The sequence below is a fragment of the Shewanella sp. SM101 genome (assembly GCF_025654465.1).
Classification (GTDB): domain Bacteria; phylum Pseudomonadota; class Gammaproteobacteria; order Enterobacterales; family Shewanellaceae; genus Shewanella; species Shewanella oncorhynchi.
Genome location: NZ_JAKKRH010000029.1, coordinates 16,753 through 37,881, shown reverse-complemented (window position 1 = coordinate 37,881; position 21,129 = coordinate 16,753). Strand labels below are relative to the sequence as shown.

23 protein-coding genes and 1 riboswitch are annotated in these 21,129 nt (G+C 43.7%); of the genes, 17 read left to right on the top strand and 6 right to left on the bottom strand.

Features of this window, described 5'->3' with window-relative positions:
* Positions 1–280: 280 nt before the first annotated feature.
* The 3 genes from L5M38_RS15975 to L5M38_RS15965 all read right to left on the bottom strand — a co-directional run bounded on the left by L5M38_RS15975 (position 281) and on the right by L5M38_RS15965 (position 2,656).
* Positions 281–655, bottom strand: a complete 375-nt coding sequence (locus L5M38_RS15975; RefSeq protein WP_028760312.1) for a DUF2069 domain-containing protein — start codon at positions 653–655, stop codon at positions 281–283.
* Between the two features lie 52 nt (positions 656–707).
* Positions 708–1,058 carry an arsenate reductase (glutaredoxin) gene (arsC, locus tag L5M38_RS15970; protein ID WP_263179636.1) on the bottom strand — a complete coding sequence of 117 codons (351 nt, stop codon included), beginning with the start codon at positions 1,056–1,058 and terminating at the stop codon, positions 708–710.
* A 128-nt stretch (positions 1,059–1,186) separates the two neighbouring features.
* The gene (locus L5M38_RS15965) at positions 1,187–2,656 is read right to left on the bottom strand and encodes a M48 family metalloprotease (protein WP_168823942.1); all 1,470 of its coding nucleotides are present in this window, start codon (positions 2,654–2,656) and stop codon (positions 1,187–1,189) included.
* Between the two features lie 111 nt (positions 2,657–2,767).
* On the opposite strand from L5M38_RS15965, the gene L5M38_RS15960 reads away from it, so the two are divergent.
* The 3 genes from L5M38_RS15960 (at position 2,768) to cctA (ending at position 5,171) form a co-directional block, all read left to right on the top strand.
* A complete protein-coding gene (locus tag L5M38_RS15960) occupies positions 2,768–3,001 on the top strand; it encodes a sulfurtransferase TusA family protein (protein ID WP_219250542.1) in 234 nt (77 codons plus the stop codon).
* A 225-nt stretch (positions 3,002–3,226) separates the two neighbouring features.
* Positions 3,227–4,309 (top strand): AI-2E family transporter, encoded by a 1,083-nt coding sequence (locus tag L5M38_RS15955; RefSeq protein WP_263179635.1) that lies wholly within the window; start codon positions 3,227–3,229, stop codon positions 4,307–4,309.
* Between the two features lie 511 nt (positions 4,310–4,820).
* Entirely contained in the window at positions 4,821–5,171 is a 351-nt protein-coding gene (gene cctA / locus L5M38_RS15950; protein WP_263166522.1) for a tetraheme c-type cytochrome CctA, read from the top strand.
* 97 nt (positions 5,172–5,268) lie between these two features.
* Here the strand turns inward: cctA and L5M38_RS15945 are convergent, their stop codons facing one another.
* Positions 5,269–6,015, bottom strand: a complete 747-nt coding sequence (locus L5M38_RS15945; RefSeq protein WP_105252822.1) for a cytochrome b/b6 domain-containing protein — start codon at positions 6,013–6,015, stop codon at positions 5,269–5,271.
* Between the two features lie 297 nt (positions 6,016–6,312).
* On the opposite strand from L5M38_RS15945, the gene L5M38_RS15940 reads away from it, so the two are divergent.
* On the top strand, positions 6,313–6,948 hold the full coding sequence (locus tag L5M38_RS15940; protein WP_219233747.1) for a LuxR C-terminal-related transcriptional regulator: 636 nt from the start codon (positions 6,313–6,315) through the stop codon (positions 6,946–6,948).
* Positions 6,949–7,065: 117 nt separating this feature from the next.
* Here L5M38_RS15940 and L5M38_RS15935 read toward each other — a convergent pair whose 3' ends face one another.
* Entirely contained in the window at positions 7,066–8,832 is a 1,767-nt protein-coding gene (locus L5M38_RS15935; protein WP_263166521.1) for a M61 family metallopeptidase, read from the bottom strand.
* 144 nt (positions 8,833–8,976) lie between these two features.
* On the opposite strand from L5M38_RS15935, the gene hinT reads away from it, so the two are divergent.
* From hinT to tsgA, 6 genes are all read left to right on the top strand, one after another.
* A complete protein-coding gene (gene hinT, locus L5M38_RS15930) occupies positions 8,977–9,333 on the top strand; it encodes a purine nucleoside phosphoramidase (RefSeq protein ID WP_006081303.1) in 357 nt (118 codons plus the stop codon).
* The gene (locus L5M38_RS15925) at positions 9,330–9,857 is read left to right on the top strand and encodes a PaaI family thioesterase (RefSeq protein WP_028760303.1); all 528 of its coding nucleotides are present in this window, start codon (positions 9,330–9,332) and stop codon (positions 9,855–9,857) included. The genes hinT and L5M38_RS15925 overlap by 4 nt, the downstream gene beginning before the upstream one ends.
* The gene (locus L5M38_RS15920) at positions 9,844–10,341 is read left to right on the top strand and encodes a PaaI family thioesterase (RefSeq protein ID WP_168823948.1); all 498 of its coding nucleotides are present in this window, start codon (positions 9,844–9,846) and stop codon (positions 10,339–10,341) included. Before L5M38_RS15925 ends, L5M38_RS15920 begins: the two co-directional genes overlap by 14 nt.
* Before the next feature lie 169 nt (positions 10,342–10,510).
* Entirely contained in the window at positions 10,511–10,906 is a 396-nt protein-coding gene (locus L5M38_RS15915) for a YcfL family protein (RefSeq protein WP_263166519.1), read from the top strand.
* A gap of 300 nt (positions 10,907–11,206) precedes the next feature.
* Positions 11,207–11,911: a purine-nucleoside phosphorylase gene (gene deoD, locus L5M38_RS15910; RefSeq protein ID WP_012196924.1), complete on the top strand. Its 705-nt coding sequence runs from the start codon at positions 11,207–11,209 to the stop codon at positions 11,909–11,911.
* 50 nt (positions 11,912–11,961) lie between these two features.
* On the top strand, positions 11,962–13,137 hold the full coding sequence (gene tsgA / locus L5M38_RS15905) for an MFS transporter TsgA (RefSeq protein WP_219252759.1): 1,176 nt from the start codon (positions 11,962–11,964) through the stop codon (positions 13,135–13,137).
* Positions 13,138–13,204: 67 nt separating this feature from the next.
* Here tsgA and L5M38_RS15900 read toward each other — a convergent pair whose 3' ends face one another.
* The gene (locus L5M38_RS15900; RefSeq protein ID WP_012196926.1) at positions 13,205–13,885 is read right to left on the bottom strand and encodes a Crp/Fnr family transcriptional regulator; all 681 of its coding nucleotides are present in this window, start codon (positions 13,883–13,885) and stop codon (positions 13,205–13,207) included.
* Positions 13,886–14,082: 197 nt separating this feature from the next.
* A riboswitch (TPP riboswitch) is annotated at positions 14,083–14,221 on the top strand.
* Between the two features lie 54 nt (positions 14,222–14,275).
* Here L5M38_RS15900 and L5M38_RS15895 point away from each other — a divergent pair.
* The 7 genes from L5M38_RS15895 to L5M38_RS15865 all read left to right on the top strand — a co-directional run bounded on the left by L5M38_RS15895 (position 14,276) and on the right by L5M38_RS15865 (position 21,125).
* Positions 14,276–16,495 carry a TonB-dependent receptor gene (locus L5M38_RS15895; RefSeq protein WP_263166516.1) on the top strand — a complete coding sequence of 740 codons (2,220 nt, stop codon included), beginning with the start codon at positions 14,276–14,278 and terminating at the stop codon, positions 16,493–16,495.
* 97 nt (positions 16,496–16,592) lie between these two features.
* Entirely contained in the window at positions 16,593–16,853 is a 261-nt protein-coding gene (locus L5M38_RS15890; protein ID WP_028760297.1) for a hypothetical protein, read from the top strand.
* A gap of 46 nt (positions 16,854–16,899) precedes the next feature.
* A complete protein-coding gene (pnuC, locus tag L5M38_RS15885; protein WP_263166514.1) occupies positions 16,900–17,553 on the top strand; it encodes a nicotinamide riboside transporter PnuC in 654 nt (217 codons plus the stop codon).
* Complete coding sequence (locus L5M38_RS15880) at positions 17,553–18,665, top strand: phosphotransferase (RefSeq protein ID WP_263166512.1); 1,113 nt, start codon at positions 17,553–17,555, stop codon at positions 18,663–18,665. Before pnuC ends, L5M38_RS15880 begins: the two co-directional genes overlap by 1 nt.
* A 192-nt stretch (positions 18,666–18,857) precedes the next feature.
* Positions 18,858–19,715, top strand: coding sequence for a DUF6279 family lipoprotein (locus L5M38_RS15875; RefSeq protein ID WP_263179634.1), 858 nt, complete (start codon positions 18,858–18,860; stop codon positions 19,713–19,715).
* Between the two features lie 81 nt (positions 19,716–19,796).
* Positions 19,797–20,390, top strand: a complete 594-nt coding sequence (locus tag L5M38_RS15870) for a DoxX family protein (RefSeq protein ID WP_263179633.1) — start codon at positions 19,797–19,799, stop codon at positions 20,388–20,390.
* Between the two features lie 186 nt (positions 20,391–20,576).
* Positions 20,577–21,125 (top strand): NAD(P)H nitroreductase, encoded by a 549-nt coding sequence (locus L5M38_RS15865; protein WP_263179632.1) that lies wholly within the window; start codon positions 20,577–20,579, stop codon positions 21,123–21,125.
* Positions 21,126–21,129 lie beyond the last annotated feature (4 nt).

Genomic DNA, 21,129 nt, shown 5'->3' with positions numbered 1-21,129 from the left:
TCTGCTGTGCTATTTAGACTTTTGTGGCGCCATGGGACGCTTATACCGTGAGAAACTGACTATAGCACGGGCACTTAGTTGCAAAAAGTCAGTGTAAGTATAATAAGTGTTAATTTTGTCGTGATGGGAATTGACGTCGGAACGGAGGTTAGAACTAAGGTTAAAATGGGTATTCAGACTGAGATCATAAGGGATATTTGAGCCAAGGTTTGGCCTTCTAATATAAAAAATGCCGCCATACCTAGCAAGGTGAGACGGCACAGAAAATACATTGAACGGACTATTCTTTAGATTTTTTCTTCAGGCCTAATCCCAGTTCACGACCACGTATGCGGGCATAAAATGGGAAAGCGATTAGCAGTACGCCAATCAATAATACTTCGATTAAGGCAAAAGCGAAGGCATCATTGGTGACATAAAGCAGGGTGAGCCCATGTAACATATATAAGCACAGAATAAAACTCGCCCAAGCATAAGTGTATGGATTACCTTGGAAAACTCCCTTTGCGGGTAGTAATAACGGCACTATCCATAAGAGGCTAAATAGTAGGGTGTATTCACCGCTAATCCCTTGGCCAACAAACCAACCGCCTAATAGCAGCACTAGCGCAAAGTAGCCTAAACGGCTAAGGATAAATAAGGTGTTGGACGTCATAAGTCTACCTAAGGGTTGAAAATAAAAGCCATTTTGGTTTAAAAATCATGGGTTAAAGAATAGTGAGCACATTCTCAGGAGGACGGCCGATGGCTGCGCTTTGATTGGCGAGCACAATTGGCCGTTCGATGAGTTTAGGAGTGTTGACCATAGCCTCAATCAACTGCAATTCTGTTAGTGATGAGTCTGCAAGTCCCAAGGCTTGATATTCTGCTTCCTTGGTGCGCATTAATTCGCGAGCACTGAGGCCTAGTTTAGCCAGAATGTCGCCGATGTCTTTAGCCGTAGGGGGATTTTTTAAGTATTCCACTAGGGTAATGTCGCAGCCTTGTTGCTCGAGTAAAGCTAAGGTTTCACGGCTTTTTGAACAACGTGGGTTATGGTAAATCGTCACTTGGGTCATAGTACTAGAGGCTCAATACGGGCTGAAATAACAATGGCGCGGATAATAACAGAAAAAACCGCGCCCCGTCAGTGTGTTCGGGGCGCATAAATGGGTTATTGTCTTTAATCTATTTGTAAAACAACTTATTACTTAAGCGCATCCATTTCTTTATCAGCCATTTTAAACTGGCGAATACGTGCTTCAATACGTGCAAGCTGTAATGGATTATTTTCGGATGCACGGTAGGCAAAGTTAAGTTGATCGATTGCGCCCTTATAATTCGCACCTAAGGCCATCAGCTCTGCGGTGGAAAAATATTCCAATGCTTGATTGCCGGTTTTTTTATACACCATAGTCAACAATTGATAGGGCAGTTCATTTTGTTTATCGAGGAAAATCATATCTTCCAGCAAAGGGATTGCTTTGGGGGCTTGATCGGCTTCGATATATATATTGGCTAAGTTGGCATTGATCACTTGAGACGTTGGTTTCATTTTACGTTGGGCTTCGAGCATAGTAATCGCTTTTGCATAGTCCTTACGTTCGATCAGTAAATCAGATTTAGTGTCTATATAAAACAGGTTGTTATCATCGATTTTTAACAGCTCATCGACGATTTTTTCTGATTCATTAAACTTCTTCAATCTATATAAAGCCAGCGCTTTGCCATAAAGTGCCGCCTCTTTGAAGCTATAGGTCTGTTTGTTGAGTTGCCGATCAAACATGCTTAATACTGCTTCGTCGCTATAGCTGGAAAAACGGACTTGAATACGAGCTTTTGCTAGCTGAAAATTAAGATTATCAGGGATATAACGTTTAGGGTATTGCTCGGCACGGTTACGGGCTTCAGTGATCCGCGATTCAGGCAATGGGTGAGTTAATAACATTTGTGGTGGTGTTGTGGTAAAGCGATAACGACTGGCTAATTTACCAAAGAAATCCGCCGCAGCATTGGGATTAAAGCCTGCATCCACTAGAATTTGCATTCCGATGCGATCGGCTTCCTTTTCATGCAAACGGGTGTAGTTGATTTTCGATTGTGTCGCCATGGCTTGGGTTGTCGCAAGCGCCGCCATACCTGCTTGTGGTACTGCAATAGTTAACAAAATGGCGCCAAGTAAACCGGCAATTGTTGCAGGATTACTTTTTTGCTGTGCTTCAAGGGATCGGGCAAGGTGACGTTGAGTAACGTGAGTCACTTCGTGGCCTAATACTGAAGCCAGTTCGCTTTCATTGTCGGCATTGAGAAATAAGCCTGTGTGCACGGCAACATGGCCGCCAAAGAAGGCGAAGGCGTTGATTTCATCATTTTGTAATAGGAAAAAATAAAACGGCGTTTTTACGCCTGTGGCATGGGCGACCAGTTTATTGCCAAGCTCGGTAAGATATTGACTCAACACGGGGTCATTTAGCATAGGTGCCGATGAGCGAATGATGCGCATATAAGCATCACCGTAAACCATTTCTTTTTCAAGGCTGAAGGTGTTAACTGCGGCCGTACCTAAATCCGGTAAGTCATTGTTGGCAAAGCTTTTGGCGGCGAAGGTTAGCAGCATCAAGGAGAGTGCGCCTGCAACAAAAGGTTTGAATCGAGTCAAAAAAGTCAAGTTACGCAAGCGGATCCTTTTATTTCTAATTATCTCAACTAAAGGCAGATACTGCACTTAGCTTGTAGTTTGAGGTGCAACTTAGGATAATGGCCCAAGTTCGTCTATAGCAAGTTCATTATGATTTTTATTGATTTAATGCTCTTTCGTTGTCCAGTACCCTTAGTGAAAGTGAAGCTTGCATTGAAGCCAATGCGAGAGGGTGAGCAGTTGCATATCTTACTCTCAGACTCTGGTTCGCGGCGAGATGTTCCCCAATATTTAAAAAAACAAGGGCATGTCGTGCAAGAGTTGCGTAATGATGCAGGTCTGTTAGCCTTGATGGTCACCAAAGTTGATCTATCTCAGGGATAAATTGAGGATTTTTATGTTTAAATCCTCTTAGACTAGCATCAAGCGCCTAATTCTGCGCCAGAGTGCCGCTCAGGCTAGGTTGTTTACTCTTGTCAGTTTATTTTTTGATTTAGCTGACGTGTAGAAGCGAAAGTCTAACTGAGTAAAGTCTCGAATAACATCATGATAAATAAACTTTCCTGAGCGTTTGGGAAGCCTCGCCAACCATCACAATTGGAATGATCCATGTTTACTGTTTTTTCTCGTTGGTATCAAGAGCGCTTTAGTGATCCACAAGCTGTGACCTTAATGGCTATTCTTGTCGGGCTCGCGCTAGTGATTTATTTTGCGGCAGGTTTACTTGCTCCGCTGTTGGTCGCTCTTGTGTTGGCATTTCTATTGGAATGGCCTGTGGCGCAAATGCTTAAATTGGGGATTAATCGCACCGCTGGTGCGTCCTTGGTTATTGTGTTGTTTTTGGGAATCGTGGTTTTGCTGACATTTGGCTTAATTCCGAGTGTGTGGCGTCAAGGTGTTAGCTTAATTGCCGACTTGCCTAGCATGATTGATAAAGGCTTGCTGACAATACAAACGCTGATCAATCAATATCCACGATTTATCAATCCAGAGCAGTTAGATCTGATGGTTGGTGAGCTTAAAAAACTGCTCGATACTCAACATGTGTTGGATATTGCTAAGCAATTAATCGGTTATTCAGCTTCTTTACTCGTCTTGATGGTGTACGCGATTTTAGTCCCCTTACTGGTGTTTTTCTTTTTAAAAGATAAAGATCAACTGATTAGCGGCAGTAAGCGATTTTTCCCTGCAAATCGCCAGCTAGCCCGTAAAGTGTGGTTTGAAATGCACCAACAGATTTTTAATTACATTCGTGGCAAAGTGATTGAAATCGTGGTTGTTGGTGTCGCAACTTATATTTTGTTTGCCTTGATGGGACTGCGATATTCGGCGTTGCTTGGTGTGTTAACGGGGTTATCGGTATTGATCCCTTATGTCGGTGCAACCTTAGTTACATTACCTATCACCCTAGTGGCATTTTTTCAGTGGGGTTTTAGTTCTGAATTTGGCTATTTAATGTTGGGTTACGGTATTATTCAGGCGCTCGACGGTAATTTACTCGTGCCTATTTTGTTCTCCGATGCGGTGGATTTACATCCGGTGATCATCATAGCGGCCGTTTTAGTCTTTGGCGGTTTATGGGGTGTATGGGGAGTATTCTTTGCCATTCCATTGGCATCGTTGGTCAAAGCCGTGATTAACGCTTGGCCTAAAACAGAGCTTGAGGCTGACAATAAATTTGATGCGAGTTGATGCCTACCTGTCTAACCGCCATTTGTATCATTGGTTATAGTGGGCGAGTTAACCGTTATCGCTAATTCCTTCTGGCATTTGAATTAAGTGCCAGAGGCGTTTGGGTTGAATGTTGTGCCTTCACTATTTAAAGCATCCTCGTCTAGTACTCTGTACCCATTCACTTATTGTCATTCCTTTTTATTATCACTTTGTCTTAAGTATCACCATGAATCGAGCTTTTAGTTTTAGATTAAGGGGGGATTTATTCTGTCGCTTGCCAGTTTAGGGATTTACATTATGTAGCCTCTAGGTTAGGTAGATGTAAAACTCTTATATAAGCATGTGGTTACATGATGCAGCGCACATTTTACCCTTGAGTATGTTGATAAAGTTGTGTCGCTTAGTTTGGGTTTGCTTATTCGTTCATCCTTAGCTAAGTTATATCGAGTCGTGCTATTTATTTTGGTTGAGAGATGGAAGTCACCCTGACAAGAATTTCCACTGACAATCGCCATTGGAGGATACTATTGTGAGCAAAAAACTATTAAGTGCACTTTTCGGGGCAAGTCTTGCAGCGTTAGCGCTGTCGCCAACCGCATTTGCTGCAGAACAAAAATTGTCTGATTTCCATGCTGAGTCGGGTGGATGCGAAAGCTGTCATAAAGATGGTACACCTTCTGCGGATGGTGCCTTTGAATTTGCACAGTGCCAAAGTTGTCATGGTACCTATGCTGAAATGGACGCTGTGCATAAGCCACATGACGGTAATTTAGTCTGTGCAGATTGTCATGCGGTACATGATATGAATGTCGGTCAAAAACCTACCTGTGAAAGCTGCCATGATGATGGCCGTACCCCTGCAACTGTTCTGAAAAAATAATCTCAAAAATACGTTTAGAAAAGTTGGTATATACCTTCATGTCTAAATAAATAACGCCAGCCAATGCTGGCGTTATTTTTATCCGTTTACTAACCGATTACTCGTCTTTTGGCTGACCTTGGATGATCTTCTTGCCGGAGAACATGGCTGAAATAATCCCTGGTTGACGTTTTACTTCAGTATAAATCACCGCGAATACATGTAATAACATCAGCAGTAACAACACATAAACCGCATAGACGTGCACTTGACCTGCCAATCCTTTCATTGGTTTAAGTGCATCCGCTTTTTCTGCGTTCACACCCGTTGCATCATAGGGTTTTAAGCTTGTAGGTTCGACATTGGTATCGGCAAGATAGCTTTGTACAGCACTACCTAGCGGCGGATAATAAATATCTGTACCTGCACGCAAAAGTCCAGTGATCATTATGGTCACTAATAGCAACATGATGGCCAGCACGGCAAATTTACCTTTAGGGTTATGACCTAAATACTGCGGATTTTTCCCCGCGGCTAATTCAGTCTTATAAGCTATTAATTCGCTTTTGCTATTAGCATTGGGAAACATGTGGCTGAAACGCGCATATTTGTTACCGATAAAACCCCACACAAGGCGGACGATGAGGTTTATTGCGAACGCATATCCTATGCACACGTGTAAAGTTTTCAAGCCAATTTTACCTGTTAACTCAGATATGCCTAGCTCAGTGCGATACATCATGATGCCACCGACTAAGATGAGTGCGAGCACAAGAATGACATTAATCCAATGAAATAATCGCGTCGGTTTGTCCCACACAGGATAGGATTTTATTTCAAAAGCGGTGGGGTTACTGCTGGACATGGAATTTCCTTATTTTTTGTGTTGGTATGATCTTACGCTTTTTTCCTAAAATTTCAGTAACTTTTTTCAGTTTCAATTAAGACTTCTGATTGATAGTGTAGTCAACGAAAGTGTTAGAAGTTTTTGATTTGCGTACGGTAAATATTTTTTACGTAAGTCTTTTTAATCTGTTTTATCTAATGCTAATATCGTGACCACGGTAGACTTGGAAGTCTATTGAACGGATGTTGAAGTCGTATTTGGAGGATCTTAGATCCTTAAAGTGAATAATCGTTAACCAGACAGGGAGTGAGCAGGATGTTCAAAATATTACATTGGATTGTAGTGTCACGATCGCAAGTATTGATGGAATTGCTCGCAGGACGTTGGCCGCAGGAGTTTCTCGTTAAGTTGACCCAAGTCAGCCCTGATGAGATGTGTGAGAAAATCAAAGAAAATAATGCCTCCATGGTCGTGATCGATTTAGCGACTGTTGATCTTCAAAAAGCCCATCAATTTCAACGTTTACTTGCCCGTGAGCAACCGAGTGTGCGAGTTGTCTATTTACAGTTCCCTAAACAAGTGGATGCACGTTTCTTAATGCAAGCTGCCACAACTGCAGGGGTGTTTTATCTCGATGCAGGTTTAACTGAGATAAGCCTCGGACTCTCGAATATTTTACGAGGTCATAGGGTCATTCCAATTCAGCTCATTAATGGGGTAAATGATGATTTTGGATTGTTCGAAGACACTGAACCGTTAACTATCCGTGAGCGTGAAGTATTACAAGCATTGTTGACGGGAAGTACTAATTTAGATATCGCTAATCAGTTGTTTGTCAGTGAAAGCACGATAAAAACCCATTTGTACCGAGTATTCCGTAAAATTGGAGTGTCTAGCCGTGGTCAAGCGATTGCGTGGGCACAAACCTATTTGCACGATGTGGTGGTTTAAGTCGATATCAGTATTGATATACAAACGTATATACGTTTAAGTTAAGTCTTATCTCAGATAAAAGGGGCTAAAGCCCCTTTTATTATTTCTCAAAAGTAGTCTTAAGCCGAAAGCCTATTAACGTCCAAGCCAAGCCGCTATTTTGCTTTTGTCACGAATGGATAGGGCGACAGTATCCTTAGGCGCGGCAGTTATCATCAATTCACCCGTCATCAATTCATCCCGTCTAAACCAATGTAAATCCAACGATTCACCCAGCGGATACTGCTGTAGCTGCGCCTCAAATTGTCCTGTGACTTGTAGGTTATCCGCGGCAATTAACACATCACCTGCACTTAACCCTGCAAGGTGTGCAGGGCTGCCTTGGGTGACAGTCACGATTTTTAATCCAACAGGTGCTGCTTGGGTTTTCGCGCCGAATGCAATCTCATAACCTTTCGCTTGCCCGCCGCCCACATCTTGCGCACCTTGACTGGATCGAAGACTCAAGTTGACCCCAAATTCGGCGAGTAAAGCCGCTAACGGAATATCGTCCGTACTATCTAAGTAGGCAAACAGATCTTGGCAATCACGACCAAGGAGTCGTTCAACGATGGCTTGATGGCAAGTATCTGTGGTGCCTTTATCTTGCAGAGCATATTCCTGCCATAAAATCTGCATAACATGGTCGAGATTGTATTTGCCCTGGGTTTCGCTGCGCAGGGTTAAATCTAAATACAGCGCAAACAGAGCCCCTTTAGTGTAATAACTGATGATGGCATTTTGTGCGTTTTCATCCTGCTTGTAGAACTTAGTCCAAGCATTAAAGCTTGAGTCCTTAACACTTTGTTTAAAGCGTCCCTGGCTGCGATAGACACGGGTGAAGGTTTCACTCAGCATATCTAAATAGCTTTGTTCATCTACCAGACCTGCACGATAGGTAAGAAAGTCATCGTAATAGGAGGTGATGCCTTCATAGGCCCATAATTGTGGCGTATAGGTTTCTGCATCAAGTTTATAGGGTAAAAAGCATTCAGGCTTAATGCGCTTAACGTTCCAGCTGTGGAAATACTCGTGGCTGCACAGGGATAAATAAGTGCGATAGTCATTATTGATTGGCATATCTAGCGACAGCGGTAAGTCTTTGCGTGAACACATTAATGCAGTAGAAGCTCTGTGCTCTAAACCGCCAAAGCCATTGTCTAATATTGTGGTCATAAACAAATAACGCTTAAACGGTGCAGGCGTACCAAAGAAGTTAATCTGATACTCACAAATGGTCTTTAAATCTTGGCAGAGCCTTGGCATGCAAGCACGGTGGCGACCATTGAGTACGATATCATGCCTCACGCCACAGGCATCAAAACTTCCTAAGGTGAATAAACCCATTTCCACCGGATGATCTATGAGCTCGTCATAGCTTTTAGCTGAAAATTGGCCGAAGGCAAAATCGTCACCACTGGTGCGAGTCATGCTGGTAGCAAGGCGCCAGTCACTTAATGTTGACTCTGTTGGTGGATCTATAGAGACGGTGTGTAAAGTGTCTTCAAAATCATGGGCAGATAAAAACACGCTACTGCCGTTAAAGAAGCCGTGGGTCATGTCCAAATGCGCGGTGCGCACCGACAGATCCCAAGCATACACTTGATAAGTCAGAATAATTTCGCTGCTATTATTGTCAACCGACCAAGTTTGTTTATCTAGTTGGGTGAGCTTAAGCGTTTGGCCTTGTGCATCTTGTGCCTTGAGTTCAATGATATTTTTGGCAAAGTCGCGCACCATATAACTGCCGGGCAGCCAAGCGGGTAGGCTAAATACCTGCACTGGCTTGGGTTGTGATAATGTCATAGTGATAGCGAATAAATGGGCTTTCGGATCGATGGGGATTATCTGGTAATGGATCATATTTATCCTGCAAAACCTGAGTGTTTTAATGGTGGCCATGCTGCCAAAAATGCCTGCAACTGGCAAATGAAAAGCAAAATATCTGCAGACACAAAGTATTGAATTGCTAGTATACTATGCCAACTAACCCAAGGAGGACGCCCCATGGCCGAAGAAACGATTTTCAGCAAAATTATTCGTCGCGAAATTCCCGCGGATATTCTGTATCAAGATGAACTTGTGACTGCCTTTAGAGACATTTCCCCTAAGGCGCCAACGCATATTTTGATTGTGCCGAATCATTTGATCCCAACGGCGAACGACATGAAAGCCTCTGATGAGCCGGTACTTGGCCGTATGATGACGGTTGCGGCTAAATTGGCGGCTGAAGCGGGTATCGCTAAAGATGGCTACCGACTGATCATGAACTGCAATCAACACGGTGGACAAGAAGTCTATCACATTCATTTCCACCTTGTGGGCGGGGAGCCTCTGGGGCCCATGTTGAGCCAAGGCAAATGAAGGTCAATTCGGATTTTTTCCCGTTGACCCAAATGGCGCAGCGGTTTGTGGATCAATTAGCTCAGTGTCGTCGCCTCGGTTTAACCGTATTGGAGGCGAGTGAGCACCATGTGTTGATTGAGTTGCCCTACAGCACTGAATTAATTGGGTATCCCGATACCGGTGTTATCCATGGCGGGGTGATCACTACTTTAATGGATACCGCGTGTGGCAGTGCAGTCGTGAGCGCTATTTTCCATAAATTCAAATTATTAGAAATATCACCCACGCTCGATTTGCGGGTGGATTACATGAAGCCCGCTCAGCCCCATAAGCCAGTGTTTGGATTTGCTGAATGTTACAAGTTGTCTTCTAATATTGCCTTTACCCGTGCAATTGCTTACCAAGACAGTATCGACGATCCCATCGCCCATGCCGTCGGCTCTTTTATGCGGATAAGCCCTGAAATGGTTGGTGATGCCTTTAGGCAAGCGTTAATGGGTGAAGCCGTGCCTGCGATAGGAGAGAGTGATGAGCGCAAATAATTCGATACTAGATGCAGCCAGTACAACTCAAAACGCACAGGTTAAAGCGCCTATTGATGTGCAAGGTATAGTTAAACGCGCCACTGAACTTAATGATTTTGGCCATTTACTTGAACACGTTCCCTATGCCAAATTTATTGGCATGAAGGTGGAGCGTTTTGGTGATGAACTGATTTTTAAATTGCCCGCTAAAGACGACAATATCGGTAATCCTGTATTGCCCGCTATTCATGGCGGCGTGATTGCGGGCTTTATGGAAATGTCAGCGATAGTGCAGTTAATGGTATTTATGCAAACGGCAAAGGTGCCTAAAGTCGTTGATTTTTCAATCGACTATTTACGTGCAGGTCTGCACAAGGATAGTTTTGCTGAGTGTCGTATTACCCGTCAGGGTCGACGAGTCGCCAACGTGAATATTGATTGTTGGCAAACCAATCGTAAGCAGCTTATTGCTACGGCACGGGCACATTTTTTGATTGATTAATCTGATTAAGTTTAGATTGATGAAGCATGACTGATTCACTATTTTAGATTGAGAATGCTTTATTTAACCTATGTTATTAAGCATGAGTTCAGCACTGTTCGATTAGTTTGTCGTTTAATGGGAAATGATGCGCTAGCTGCGTATTTTGTGGCGTGACTAGGAGAAATATATGAAACAAGTTTATACAGGGTTATTACTGGCCGCAGCGCTTACCTTAGGTGCTTGTGCCTCACATACCGCAGGGATTTCAGTGAGCTCACTGGGTGAAACCCGCGTCGATAACTCCAGCTTTGCCAGAGATATTGCGGTACAGAGTGTGGATGCACGCCGAGTCGGTGATTTCGTGCAGGGCTCAGCGTTGATTGTTAGCAAATCCTCTTCCGATATGCGTGTGCAATATAAATTCACTTGGTACGATGCCAGCGGCTTTACTATCGAAGATGAAGCGACCAGCTGGAAATCTGTGAAATTACATGGTAAACAGCAATTGCAAGTCGGCGCTGTTGCACCTAATGCCCAAGTGGTTAAATTTGATGTATACGTGCGTGAAACCTTTTCAAACTAAGCTTGAGTTTACTTCTGTTTAGTTTATTCCGTGTTTAATTGATTTTTTGATATTAAACCCGTTCTAAAATGGCTTACTTCTTTTAAGGAGTAAGCCTTTTTATTCGTTTTACATCAACTTTCAATGACCTTAAGGTCACTCAAATGTTATTAGCTTTCGTCTTTTTGACATTGAAAGTTGCGATAAATCACCCATTTTTAAGCAAAAAGGTTTACGGCAAGGTGAAATCCGGACTTTAGTCCTAAATACATTTAGTGATTGAGCACTACTATCAGCATATTACCACATGAGGATAGAAAGATGACTGCTCATATTAATGCTCAACCTACTGATTTTGCTGAAACTGTTATTATGCCGGGTGATCCACTCCGTGCTAAATATATCGCTGAAACCTATCTTACCGATGCCGTAGAAGTCACGAATGTTCGCAATATGCTTGGTTACACGGGCTTTTACCAAGGACAGCGCATTTCCGTTATGGGTCATGGTATGGGTATTTCATCTATGGTGCTCTATGGCCATGAGCTGATTAATTATTTTGGCGTGAAACGCATTATTCGTATTGGCAGTTTAGGTGCAACACAAAAACATGTACAAATGCGAGATGTCATTTTAGCCCAAGCCGCAGGCACGGATTCACCTACTAACGCTAAGCGTAGTAGTGGCTACCAAATGGCAACTTCTGCGACCTTTTCTTTATTGCATAAAGCCTATACAACAGCGAATGAGAAAGGCATTAGTGTAAAAGTTGGCAATATCTTTAGTGGTGATCTTTATTACGATCCCGATGAAGATATGATCCCCGCACTTGAACGTTTTGGGGTATTAGGTATTGATATGGAAGTGGCGGGGCTTTATGGATTGTCACACCAACAAGGTATCGAATCATTAGCCATTTTAACGGTATCGGATCATTGTTTAACCGGTGAAGAAACTACGGCCGAAGAACGCCAACTCTCTTTTAATAATATGATCGAGCTCGCGTTAGAAACCGCCCTCAATTAGGTTTAAAGCCATCCTTTGAACCCTTAGCATTTCACTTATGGAATGACATAATGAATAATAAAATTACTTTAACAGCCATCAGTTTTCTCGCCAATTTTATTATGGCGGGCTTTGCGACCCAATTTGGGATGTTGATTGAACCCATAGCTGAGAAATTTGCCGCTAATGTTAACGAAGTTGCATCAATTTTTTCATTGCTTAATGGCGGTGCACTCGCGGGAACGATTGCTGCATTTTTCTTTATTGAAAAAATGGGTATCAAAAGAATGACCTTGATAAGTTACAGTCTGGTTGCTCTTTCTGCTCTGGCTTTACATCTAACCAGTTCCCTACAAGTTGTGATGGTAGCAATGACCTTAATTGGTTTTTGTGGCGGTATCGGTCTATGTATTGCTGGTACGATTGTGGTGTCTGTGTGGCAAGAGAAATTACAAAGCACAATGTTAGTGGTGCAAGATGCAACGTTTAATATTGCAGGCGTTATTTTTCCATTGATAACGACTTATGCATTAACAAATTCATTATCATGGAGTTATAGCTATTTAGCCGTAGGTTTAGTGGCGTTCGGTACAGTCATTATTACCTTGTTCACTCATTTCTCTATTTGCGAGCAATCTTCTACAACACAAGAGAAACAACAGTCTGAATGGAATCTCGGTATTATTAGTGGAGGTATTGGTTTATTTTTAGGAATGTTGGCTTTATATACTTTTTTAACTTGGGCACCTTTATTTGTAAAACAAAAATTTGATATTCCGTTTGAAGATGCCGGTAATATTATTACCCAGTATTGGTCCGCTGCGCTAATTGGGGCGTTAATTTCGACTGTGATTGTGACTCGTGTAAAAATTCACCATTTCTTAGTCGGTATTATTGCTTTAGCTATGGTGATCACCGCTGCCATTGTCAGTACCAATAATCTTAATTGGATAGCTTATTTAACCTATGGTTACGGTTTTGTGTGTGCCGCGCTTTATAATGCATTTATTGCTTATGGCGTGTCTTTTGTAAAAAAAGCCAGCAGCAAAAATGTGTCATATATTCTTATTAGCGGAAGTGCTGGGGCGATGTTTAGCCCAGCCATCAGTTCTTTCTTTGAACGTATTATCGGATTACAAACAGTGATGTATGTGATACCTCTGCTTTACGCAGCGATATTTATGCTATTGATCGTTTCAAGTCGGATGAAATCGGCTATGGAACAACACTCTCCATCGGTAAGTTAATTTACCTGTGCATCCATCCCACACTCGGTTGTTAAATTAAGTCGAGTGTGGGTTATGTTGAAAGCGGTTATATACCTGCTTCAACAAATTTCTTGAGTGCGTTGAGATCACAAATCCGAATGCCATCTTTTTTCCGCTCAATTAAGCCTCGTTCCTCAAGATTTTGTAGCGCCCGACGGTAGACTCGGTCGGTAGTACCAAATCGTTCAGCCTCTAAATAGCGTTTACTAAAGCCATCTACGGGCAAGTCATTTAAGTATTCATGGTAAATATCAAATGCCACGTTATAACTGATGGGATAGAGCAGTCGTCGAGTAAAAATATCCACTGTGTCTTGGTAGTCAATCGCAATTGCACTAGCGAAAAATAGCGCGAGTTGAGGATGCTGACCGAGGCAATGTTGTAGTTTTTCAGCGCTAATCAACATGATTTCTAAGGGTTCACTGGCAATAATGTCTAGTTGACAGTGGTACTGGGTGAAGAACTCCATTTCGCCAAACAGTTGTGAATCACAATCAATAGTACCTAATTGAAAACACCGACCATTTCTCGCGGTATGGCCGAGTGATACGCGACCTTGCTTCACCAATACAAGTGATGCCATCGCTTCCCCCTGCGTCATGAGGTGAGCGCCTTTTTTGAGCATTTTTATTTCGCTGATGCAGCTAAGTACAACCGCTTCAATAAGTGGATAATCTTGCTCCCATCGCTGGCTATAACGCCCTTTCGATAAAGGTTTTAGCTGCATCGACTATGATCCTCTTACTGTGTTCGAAATTGCGACCTTCTATAGCATTATCATGATAGGCGGTCAAATGGACGAAAGGATTTAGGCGGCTACTAAAGATATTTTCATCATACGGACTGAAGGGCAGTGGTTTTCGCGACATTTAATTGAATCGCAGAGATAAGAGTGCCCACTTTTTATTTCCGTCATGTATACTAGGCGCCGCCAAGGGGTGTTTGTTGTGCATTAATGTTACTCTGATTTTAACGTTAACGGCTGCAAACTGAGATGTCATCTGACGAACCCTTAGAACCTGATCCGGCTAATACCGGCGTAGGAATGGGCCAATCAACAGCACACTTCTGAATCGCTTATTCGTTGCCGGATCTCAAACATTATATTTGAGGTCCTATGTCAAACCGTAAAACGTCAAACCATCAATCCCCATTTTCAACCGTATCGCCAAGCTTATTTTTAGCCCGAGCGCCGCTGGCATTAGCCATCGCCGCAGCGCTGAGCACCCCTGTTTTTGCACAAACCGACGCTATCGATAAACCCGATCCCAGCACTGAGATGGAAGTCATGGTGGTGACGGCGGATTTTCGCAGTTCAAGCTTAGAAAAAATGCCCTCCAGTATTACCGTTATCGACAGTCAAAAAATTCAAGATGAAAGTGCGCAACACTTTGAAGATTTGCTTAATTCTATCGCCAATTTTAACTGGTCAGGTGGAAGCTCTCGGCCGAAATATTTTCAAATTCGCGGCGTAGGTGAGCAAGAGCAATACCAAGGCGCACCTAATTCTTCCGTGGGTTACATCATAGATGATATCGATTTATCCGGTATTGGTATGGTGTCGAGCATGTACGATTTACAGCAGGTCGAAGTGCTTCGTGGACCGCAGGGGACGCGTTACGGCGCGAATGCCTTAGCGGGATTGATTTATCTGAAGAGTAATGATCCCACCGATGTGTTTGAGCATGGCGGTGAAGTGTCGTTAGGCGATGATGATTTACGCACTTTTAGCGGTTTCAGTTCAGGCCCATTAACGGATTCTGGCAAGCTGCTTTATCGTGTGTCAATGCAGCAACATCAGCAAAATGGTTACTACGATAACCTGTATTTAGGCCGTGATGATACCAATGGTCGCGATGAATTCAGCGGCCGCGCTAAGCTGCGCTGGTATGCGACAGATGATTTGCAGTTTGATTTAACTGTGCTGCATGCCGATTTTGATAATGGCTATGATGTGTGGAGTTTAACCAATTCACCAACCCAGACAACATCGGATCAACCGGGTGTCGATAGCCAACGCACCACAGGCGCGGGTTTTAAAGCGACCTATTCTGGTGCAGAAAACTTCGAATTAACTTCGTTAACCTCTTTTGCGAATACCGATCACCATTACAGTTACGATGGCGATTGGGCTAACTCAGAATATTGGGCCTCTAAGCAATGCAATGATGACAATGGCAATCTGGCGCCGTGTCAATACGATTATTTTTGGGATAAAACGGGTCAGCGTAAAACCGCGTCGCAAGAGTTTCGCCTAAGTTCTACCGAGCAGGGCCGTATTTTTGCAGAGAGTACTGATTGGTTGCTTGGTGTGTATGCCATGAATCTGAAAGAAGATAACCAATTGTATTCTGAATACAATGCTTCGCCGGATGAAGTCTTAGACTCAGAGTATGAGGCGACAAACTATGCACTGTTTGGTCAGCTCGATACGGATTTGGGCTCAAATTATGCTTTATCTGTGGGGCTACGTTTAGAGCGCCGCAACAGCCATTACTCTGATACGAATAACGATAATTTCGACCCGAGCGAAACCATGTGGGGCGGTCATATTGCTGTGAGTAAAGTGCTGAACGACTCGCACAATGCTTATGTCCGAGTCGCACGCGGTTACAAGGCGGGCGGTTTCAACATGACTTTACCCGTCGAATTGAACGATAAAAAAGAGTTTAGTACTGAGACGCTCTATAACTATGAAATCGGCCTTAAATCCCATTGGTTAGCGGGACTTATCGATACTAATTTGGCGCTGTTCTATATGGACAGACAAGATCAACAGGTGGCTGCATCACAGCAAGATCCCGATAAACCACAGCGTTTTATCTTGTTCACTGAAAATGCAGGCAGTTCGAATAACTATGGCGCTGAGTTAGATGCAACCTGGTATGCCACGGATAATCTGCAAGTTTACTCAAGCTTAGGTTGGTTAGAAACGGCCTACGGTGACTACCAGTATCAGGATAAATATGGTACTGAGGTGGATTTAACTGGCCGCGATCTGGCCCATTCTCCACATCTTACCTACAGCCTTGGTGGGACTTATCGTGCTAATTCGGGTTGGTTTGCTAACCTGAATCTTAGCGGTAAGAGTGAATTCTATTATTCAGACAGCAATGAATCCCGCTCTGAACCCTACACTATCGTCAATGCCCGCGTAGGTTATGAGGCGAGCGCATGGTCGGCATATTTGTGGGGACGCAATCTGTTTAATGAAGAATACGGTGTGCGTGGCTTCTATTTTGGCAATGAGCCAGATAACGGTTGGGCGGAAAAGCAATATATTCGTTACGGCGATCCGCGTCAGATTGGCGTAACCTTTAACGTTAAGTTTATGTAATAGCTCATTTTAAAATGAGCATAATCATTTAAGTGTTAACTGAACTGTAGCCCAGTATTTGGGCTACAGCCTTACTTCAGAATATCAAGGAATTAAAATGAAACTGACCGCAGAAATTAGCATGTATCCCTTTAATGAAAATTACCTCGATCCTATCAAGTGGTTTATTGGCCGCGTGGATAGTTATCCCAATATCGAGCGCGTGACTAATGCGATGGCAACTCAAGTGTGCGGCGATTATTTAGATGTGATGACTATGCTGGCGACCGAGATGCAAGCGGCCCATGAGAAGTGGGGCAAGGCGGTATTTGTGTGTAAGTTTATCGGTGGTGAGCTGAATTTAGCCCACAGCGAATAATGATTGACCGCCATGTAAGCGACAAATAGGCAATGAGAACAACACTATGACAGATTTATGGTTAACCTTGGTCGAGAGCGTTAATACGGCCTTTGGTGAAGTCCATGTGATGACCGTATGGGAAGCCCTCGCGGTATTGTTGGCGATGGCATATTTACTGCTGGCGATGAAGGCCAATGTGTGGTGCTGGGCGGCGGCCTTTGCCAGTACCGCCATTTACACTGTGTTGTTTTGGAAGGTGTCGCTACTGATGGAGTCTGTGCTTAACGTCTATTACATGGCGATGGCGCTCTATGGATATTGGCTCTGGACCCAAGGTGGTGATAAGCATCAAGGCGTAAAAGTGACCACTTGGCCATTGAAAACCCATTTAAAGTTGATCGCACCGACGGGCGTGATTTCGCTTTTGGTTGGTCACGGCATGGCGACGTATACCCAAGCCGCATTCCCGTATCTAGATGCGGCGACAACCTGTTTCGCCGTGATGACGACTTATTTAGTGGCAAAAAAGGTACTTGAGAATTGGCTTTATTGGGTGGTTATCGACATAGTGTCGATTTACCTTTATCTCAGCAAAGGCTTGATGCTGACATCCTTGTTATTCGTGCTTTATGTGGGTCTGGCGGTCGTGGGGTATTTCCTGTGGCGAACCGCGTTAGCCGACGCCCGTGAAGCTAATACCTTGAAGTTACTCAGTTAATGCTCGATATAAACGCCTCGATGCAGCGCTCAGCAGGCGAGCCATTCAAAGCACTTTACCCCATACTCAAAAGTGCAGGGCTAGTTAACGTGTTAAGTATTCATGAGCTTGCGGGCGGCTTAAGTAATCACAACTATAAAATCACTACGCCCACAGGCAGTTATGTGCTGCGGGTGAATGCGGATGCGGCGGACAGTTTTTGCAACCGCCAGCAGGAGCGTTTTTACTGGCAGCAATTGGCTCAAGCTAAACTTGCTCCTGAACTGTTGTGGGTGAGTGAAGATGAGCGTTATTACCTCAGTGATTTTATTGAAAGTGATTATATTGAAAGTGACGATCTTGAAAACGAGGTCTTAATCCACTGGCCAGCGTTAGAGCGCCAAACGAGTGCTGCTGATTTTGTGCTGGGGCAATCGACGTTTAACTATTCACAGTTTCCGGCAGCAGAACAAGAAACGCATCCTAACCAAGCCCATTGTTTGCTATTGGCGTTATTGCTGCAATTACGCGATCTGCCTACAGGGCCTTATGCTATTAGTATCACTGAGCAGTGGCAGGAATATCACCAGCAAATGCTTGTCTATCAGGCTTCTGCAACATTTAGTGAGCCTGTATTAAGGCGAGCTGTGCCATTGAAGCAGGGTAGTGATATTGGTGATAGCAATACTCACGATTGGAATGAGCGGGTGGCTAAGCTGCTTGCAATTCAAATCGAAATCAAACATTGGTGTGATGAGTTAGCAGCCTGCATAATCAAGCCACAGTTTTGCCATCGCGATCTTAATCCCCATAATTTGTTACTTAAAAATAACCGCTTGTGTTGTATCGATTTTGAGTATGCGACGGCGTCGCATCCACTGTGTGAGTTGGCTGTAGTGTTAGCGACCCATGCGTTAACGCCCTATCAGCAAAGTGTGTTGGTGAAACAGTATCTGAGTGGACATCCTTATGTTACTGCACAAGCCGTAACGGCAGTGCCTGCTGCTATTGACATGTATTGGGTATTTGCTTGTTACTGGGCATTATTGATGGCAGCGCAAACAGAACCCAGTCGTAGCGCCGACTACCTTGCTTGGTTTGATAGCTTCTGGCCGCTGATCACCCCCAAATAGTCATTATTGCGTGTGCTTAGTTTCCATCTGATGATAATGGTTCAGTCCCTTATGGCATTGACCGCGCTATGGTGGGACATGCGGGTATAACATACTGAAAACCTTTATTAGATAAACTTGTTTGATATAAAAAGCAACTTTATATAGTCTCAAGCGTCTTATTAGCAACAATTCTAGGATGGATTATTCAGTATGAAAAAAGGCGTGATGCTACTTGTGTGTCTCTTAGGCTTAAGCGCCTGCTCCACTAAATTCAGTTACCATTTCCTCGACTGGGCCATCGGCTGGGAGCAAGAGGATTATGTTACCTTAGATAAATCTCAGCAAAAGGCATTCGATTCCCTCATTGAAAAATTTGTCATTTGGCACCAATCCAAAGAGTTAGCTCATTATGTGGTGCAATTGACCGAAGTCGAAGGCCTCATAAAAACCAATACGTTAACGCCAGTGCTATGGGCAGACCATGTGAATATTGCTAAGCGGCATTGGTTTCGATTGTTTGAGTTCGCCTTGCCCGAGCTTCTACCTATTATAATGTCTTTGTCCGATGAACAGGTGAAGCAGATCCTCACAAAATTACGGGAGGAAGAGCAGGAGCTCGTTAAAGAATTTGCGGGAAAAACCCCTGAACAGTTACAAAAAGATGCCGATGAAAACCTTCAAACCCAATTTGATGATTGGCTTGGAAGTGTAACTGCGGAGCAAAAAGTGCTTATTCACCAATATAATCAACAGCGTTTATCTACCTTAGATATGTGGCTTGAGTACAGGCACGAATGGTTACGCCAGTTTGAGGTTGCACTGGGTCAGCGTGCCGATAAAGCATTATTAACCGAGCGTTTAACCTTGCTGATGACGCAGCCCGATGAGCTTAAGTCAGAACAACATAAAGTGTTTTTACGTAAAAATACTGAGGCATTTGGGACTTTGCTGTTGGCAATGAATGCGAGCTTATCGGAGCAGCAGTCTAAGCATTTTTATAAAAAGTTAGGTGGACTCATTCAAGATCTCAAGGAACTGAATCAGGAAGCGATTGAAAAAGAAGCCTAGGCCATGAAAGATTTATTACCTTGCTAGGGTCTATTCCTGCAAGCCAATAAATCAGCCTACTAACGACTAAATAGAGACCTTATGCCACTCGTATCCCTTTATCAGAAACTGCTCAATATGAGCCGCTATTTCGAAGGCTTAGCACCATTAGCCCTTAGGATTTACCTTGCACCTGTGTTAATACAAGCAGGCTATAACAAGCTCGCTCACTTTGAAGATACGGTTGCTTGGTTTGCCAATCCCGATTGGGGCTTAGGTCTGCCAATGCCGGCGTTAATGGCAGGACTGGCGGCGGGAACTGAGTTCTTTGGCGCTATCTTGTTACTGCTTGGGCTCGCGACGCGACTGATTTCAATCCCTTTAATGATCACTATGCTGGTCGCCGCATTGACTGTGCATTGGCCAAATGGTTGGTTAGCGATTGCCGATGGTAGTTCTTGGCTAGCCAACGACAGAGTGCTTGAGGCAGGGGATAAACTGATAAAAGCCAAAGAGTTATTGCAGGAGCACGGTAACTATGACTGGCTGACCAGTTCAGGTAATTTTGCTGTGCTTAATAATGGTATTGAGTTTGCGATCACCTATTTTATTATGTTGCTGGCGCTTTTTACCTTAGGCGGTGGTCGTTACACTAGCCTAGATTATTTCATCGCTAAGCGCTGTGGGATTAAGTAAGCTTTTCTTAAACGGGCCCAATTGTTAACTGCATCAGATTTTCAAGCGCATTTAATTTTGCAGCCCACTCGATTGTTAAGTGCACTCAACAAGTTAAATCCCACTCAAGCGGTGGGATTTTTTTATGCCTCTTTGTCAGCAATTTGCTATGCTTGAGCGCAATTTATATCGAACTAGGATAAGAACTTGGACGCTATTGAACTTTTACTCACTCGCCAATCAACCCCACGATTAACTGCTCCTGCTCCAGATGCGAGTCAATTAAAAATCATCTTAGATGCTGCCATTCGTGTGCCAGATCATGGCGCCTTAGCGCCATGGGAATTTATTATTGCCGCAGGACAAGGGTTAGAGACCTTGGCAGATATCTTTGTTGAGGCAGCGAAAGCGAACGGCGCCGATGAGGATTTTGTCAATAAAGCTAAGGGTATGCCAATGCGTGCGCCTATGGTGATTACTGTCGTGGCGAAAACGCAGCAACATTCCAAAGTCCCCGTACTTGAACAGCTCATTGCAGCGGGTTGCGCGACCATGGCGATGCAGCAGGCTGCCTTCGCCTTAGGTTTAGGTGCCGTGTGGCGTACAGGGGATTTTGCCTTTGATGCGAATGTGAATGTTGCTTTAGGTCTTGAGCCACACGATCAAATTGTCGGCTTTTTGTATGTGGGGACGCCAGCCGTTACCGCTCCCAAGAAACCGCAAAAGGACGGCAGTCAGTACGTCCGTTATTTATAAATCC

Excerpts from the sequence above, each read along its gene's own strand:
- L5M38_RS15875 (WP_263179634.1), top strand. The coding sequence starts at position 18,858 with ATGAAAAAAGGCGTGATGCTACTTGTGTGTCTCTTAGGCTTAAGCGCC.
- L5M38_RS15935 (WP_263166521.1), bottom strand. The coding sequence starts at position 8,832 with ATGATCCATTACCAGATAATCCCCATCGATCCGAAAGCCCATTTATTC.
- L5M38_RS15890 (WP_028760297.1), top strand. The coding sequence starts at position 16,593 with ATGAAACTGACCGCAGAAATTAGCATGTATCCCTTTAATGAAAATTAC.
- L5M38_RS15945 (WP_105252822.1), bottom strand. The coding sequence starts at position 6,015 with ATGTCCAGCAGTAACCCCACCGCTTTTGAAATAAAATCCTATCCTGTG.
- hinT (WP_006081303.1), top strand. The coding sequence starts at position 8,977 with ATGGCCGAAGAAACGATTTTCAGCAAAATTATTCGTCGCGAAATTCCC.
- L5M38_RS15955 (WP_263179635.1), top strand. The coding sequence starts at position 3,227 with ATGTTTACTGTTTTTTCTCGTTGGTATCAAGAGCGCTTTAGTGATCCA.
- tsgA (WP_219252759.1), top strand. The coding sequence starts at position 11,962 with ATGAATAATAAAATTACTTTAACAGCCATCAGTTTTCTCGCCAATTTT.
- L5M38_RS15880 (WP_263166512.1), top strand. The coding sequence starts at position 17,553 with ATGCTCGATATAAACGCCTCGATGCAGCGCTCAGCAGGCGAGCCATTC.
- L5M38_RS15940 (WP_219233747.1), top strand. The coding sequence starts at position 6,313 with ATGTTCAAAATATTACATTGGATTGTAGTGTCACGATCGCAAGTATTG.
- L5M38_RS15915 (WP_263166519.1), top strand. The coding sequence starts at position 10,511 with ATGAAACAAGTTTATACAGGGTTATTACTGGCCGCAGCGCTTACCTTA.
- L5M38_RS15900 (WP_012196926.1), bottom strand. The coding sequence starts at position 13,885 with ATGCAGCTAAAACCTTTATCGAAAGGGCGTTATAGCCAGCGATGGGAG.
- L5M38_RS15960 (WP_219250542.1), top strand. The coding sequence starts at position 2,768 with ATGATTTTTATTGATTTAATGCTCTTTCGTTGTCCAGTACCCTTAGTG.
- pnuC (WP_263166514.1), top strand. The coding sequence starts at position 16,900 with ATGACAGATTTATGGTTAACCTTGGTCGAGAGCGTTAATACGGCCTTT.
- L5M38_RS15975 (WP_028760312.1), bottom strand. The coding sequence starts at position 655 with ATGACGTCCAACACCTTATTTATCCTTAGCCGTTTAGGCTACTTTGCG.
- L5M38_RS15870 (WP_263179633.1), top strand. The coding sequence starts at position 19,797 with ATGCCACTCGTATCCCTTTATCAGAAACTGCTCAATATGAGCCGCTAT.
- L5M38_RS15925 (WP_028760303.1), top strand. The coding sequence starts at position 9,330 with ATGAAGGTCAATTCGGATTTTTTCCCGTTGACCCAAATGGCGCAGCGG.
- arsC (WP_263179636.1), bottom strand. The coding sequence starts at position 1,058 with ATGACCCAAGTGACGATTTACCATAACCCACGTTGTTCAAAAAGCCGT.
- L5M38_RS15895 (WP_263166516.1), top strand. The coding sequence starts at position 14,276 with ATGTCAAACCGTAAAACGTCAAACCATCAATCCCCATTTTCAACCGTA.
- deoD (WP_012196924.1), top strand. The coding sequence starts at position 11,207 with ATGACTGCTCATATTAATGCTCAACCTACTGATTTTGCTGAAACTGTT.
- L5M38_RS15920 (WP_168823948.1), top strand. The coding sequence starts at position 9,844 with ATGAGCGCAAATAATTCGATACTAGATGCAGCCAGTACAACTCAAAAC.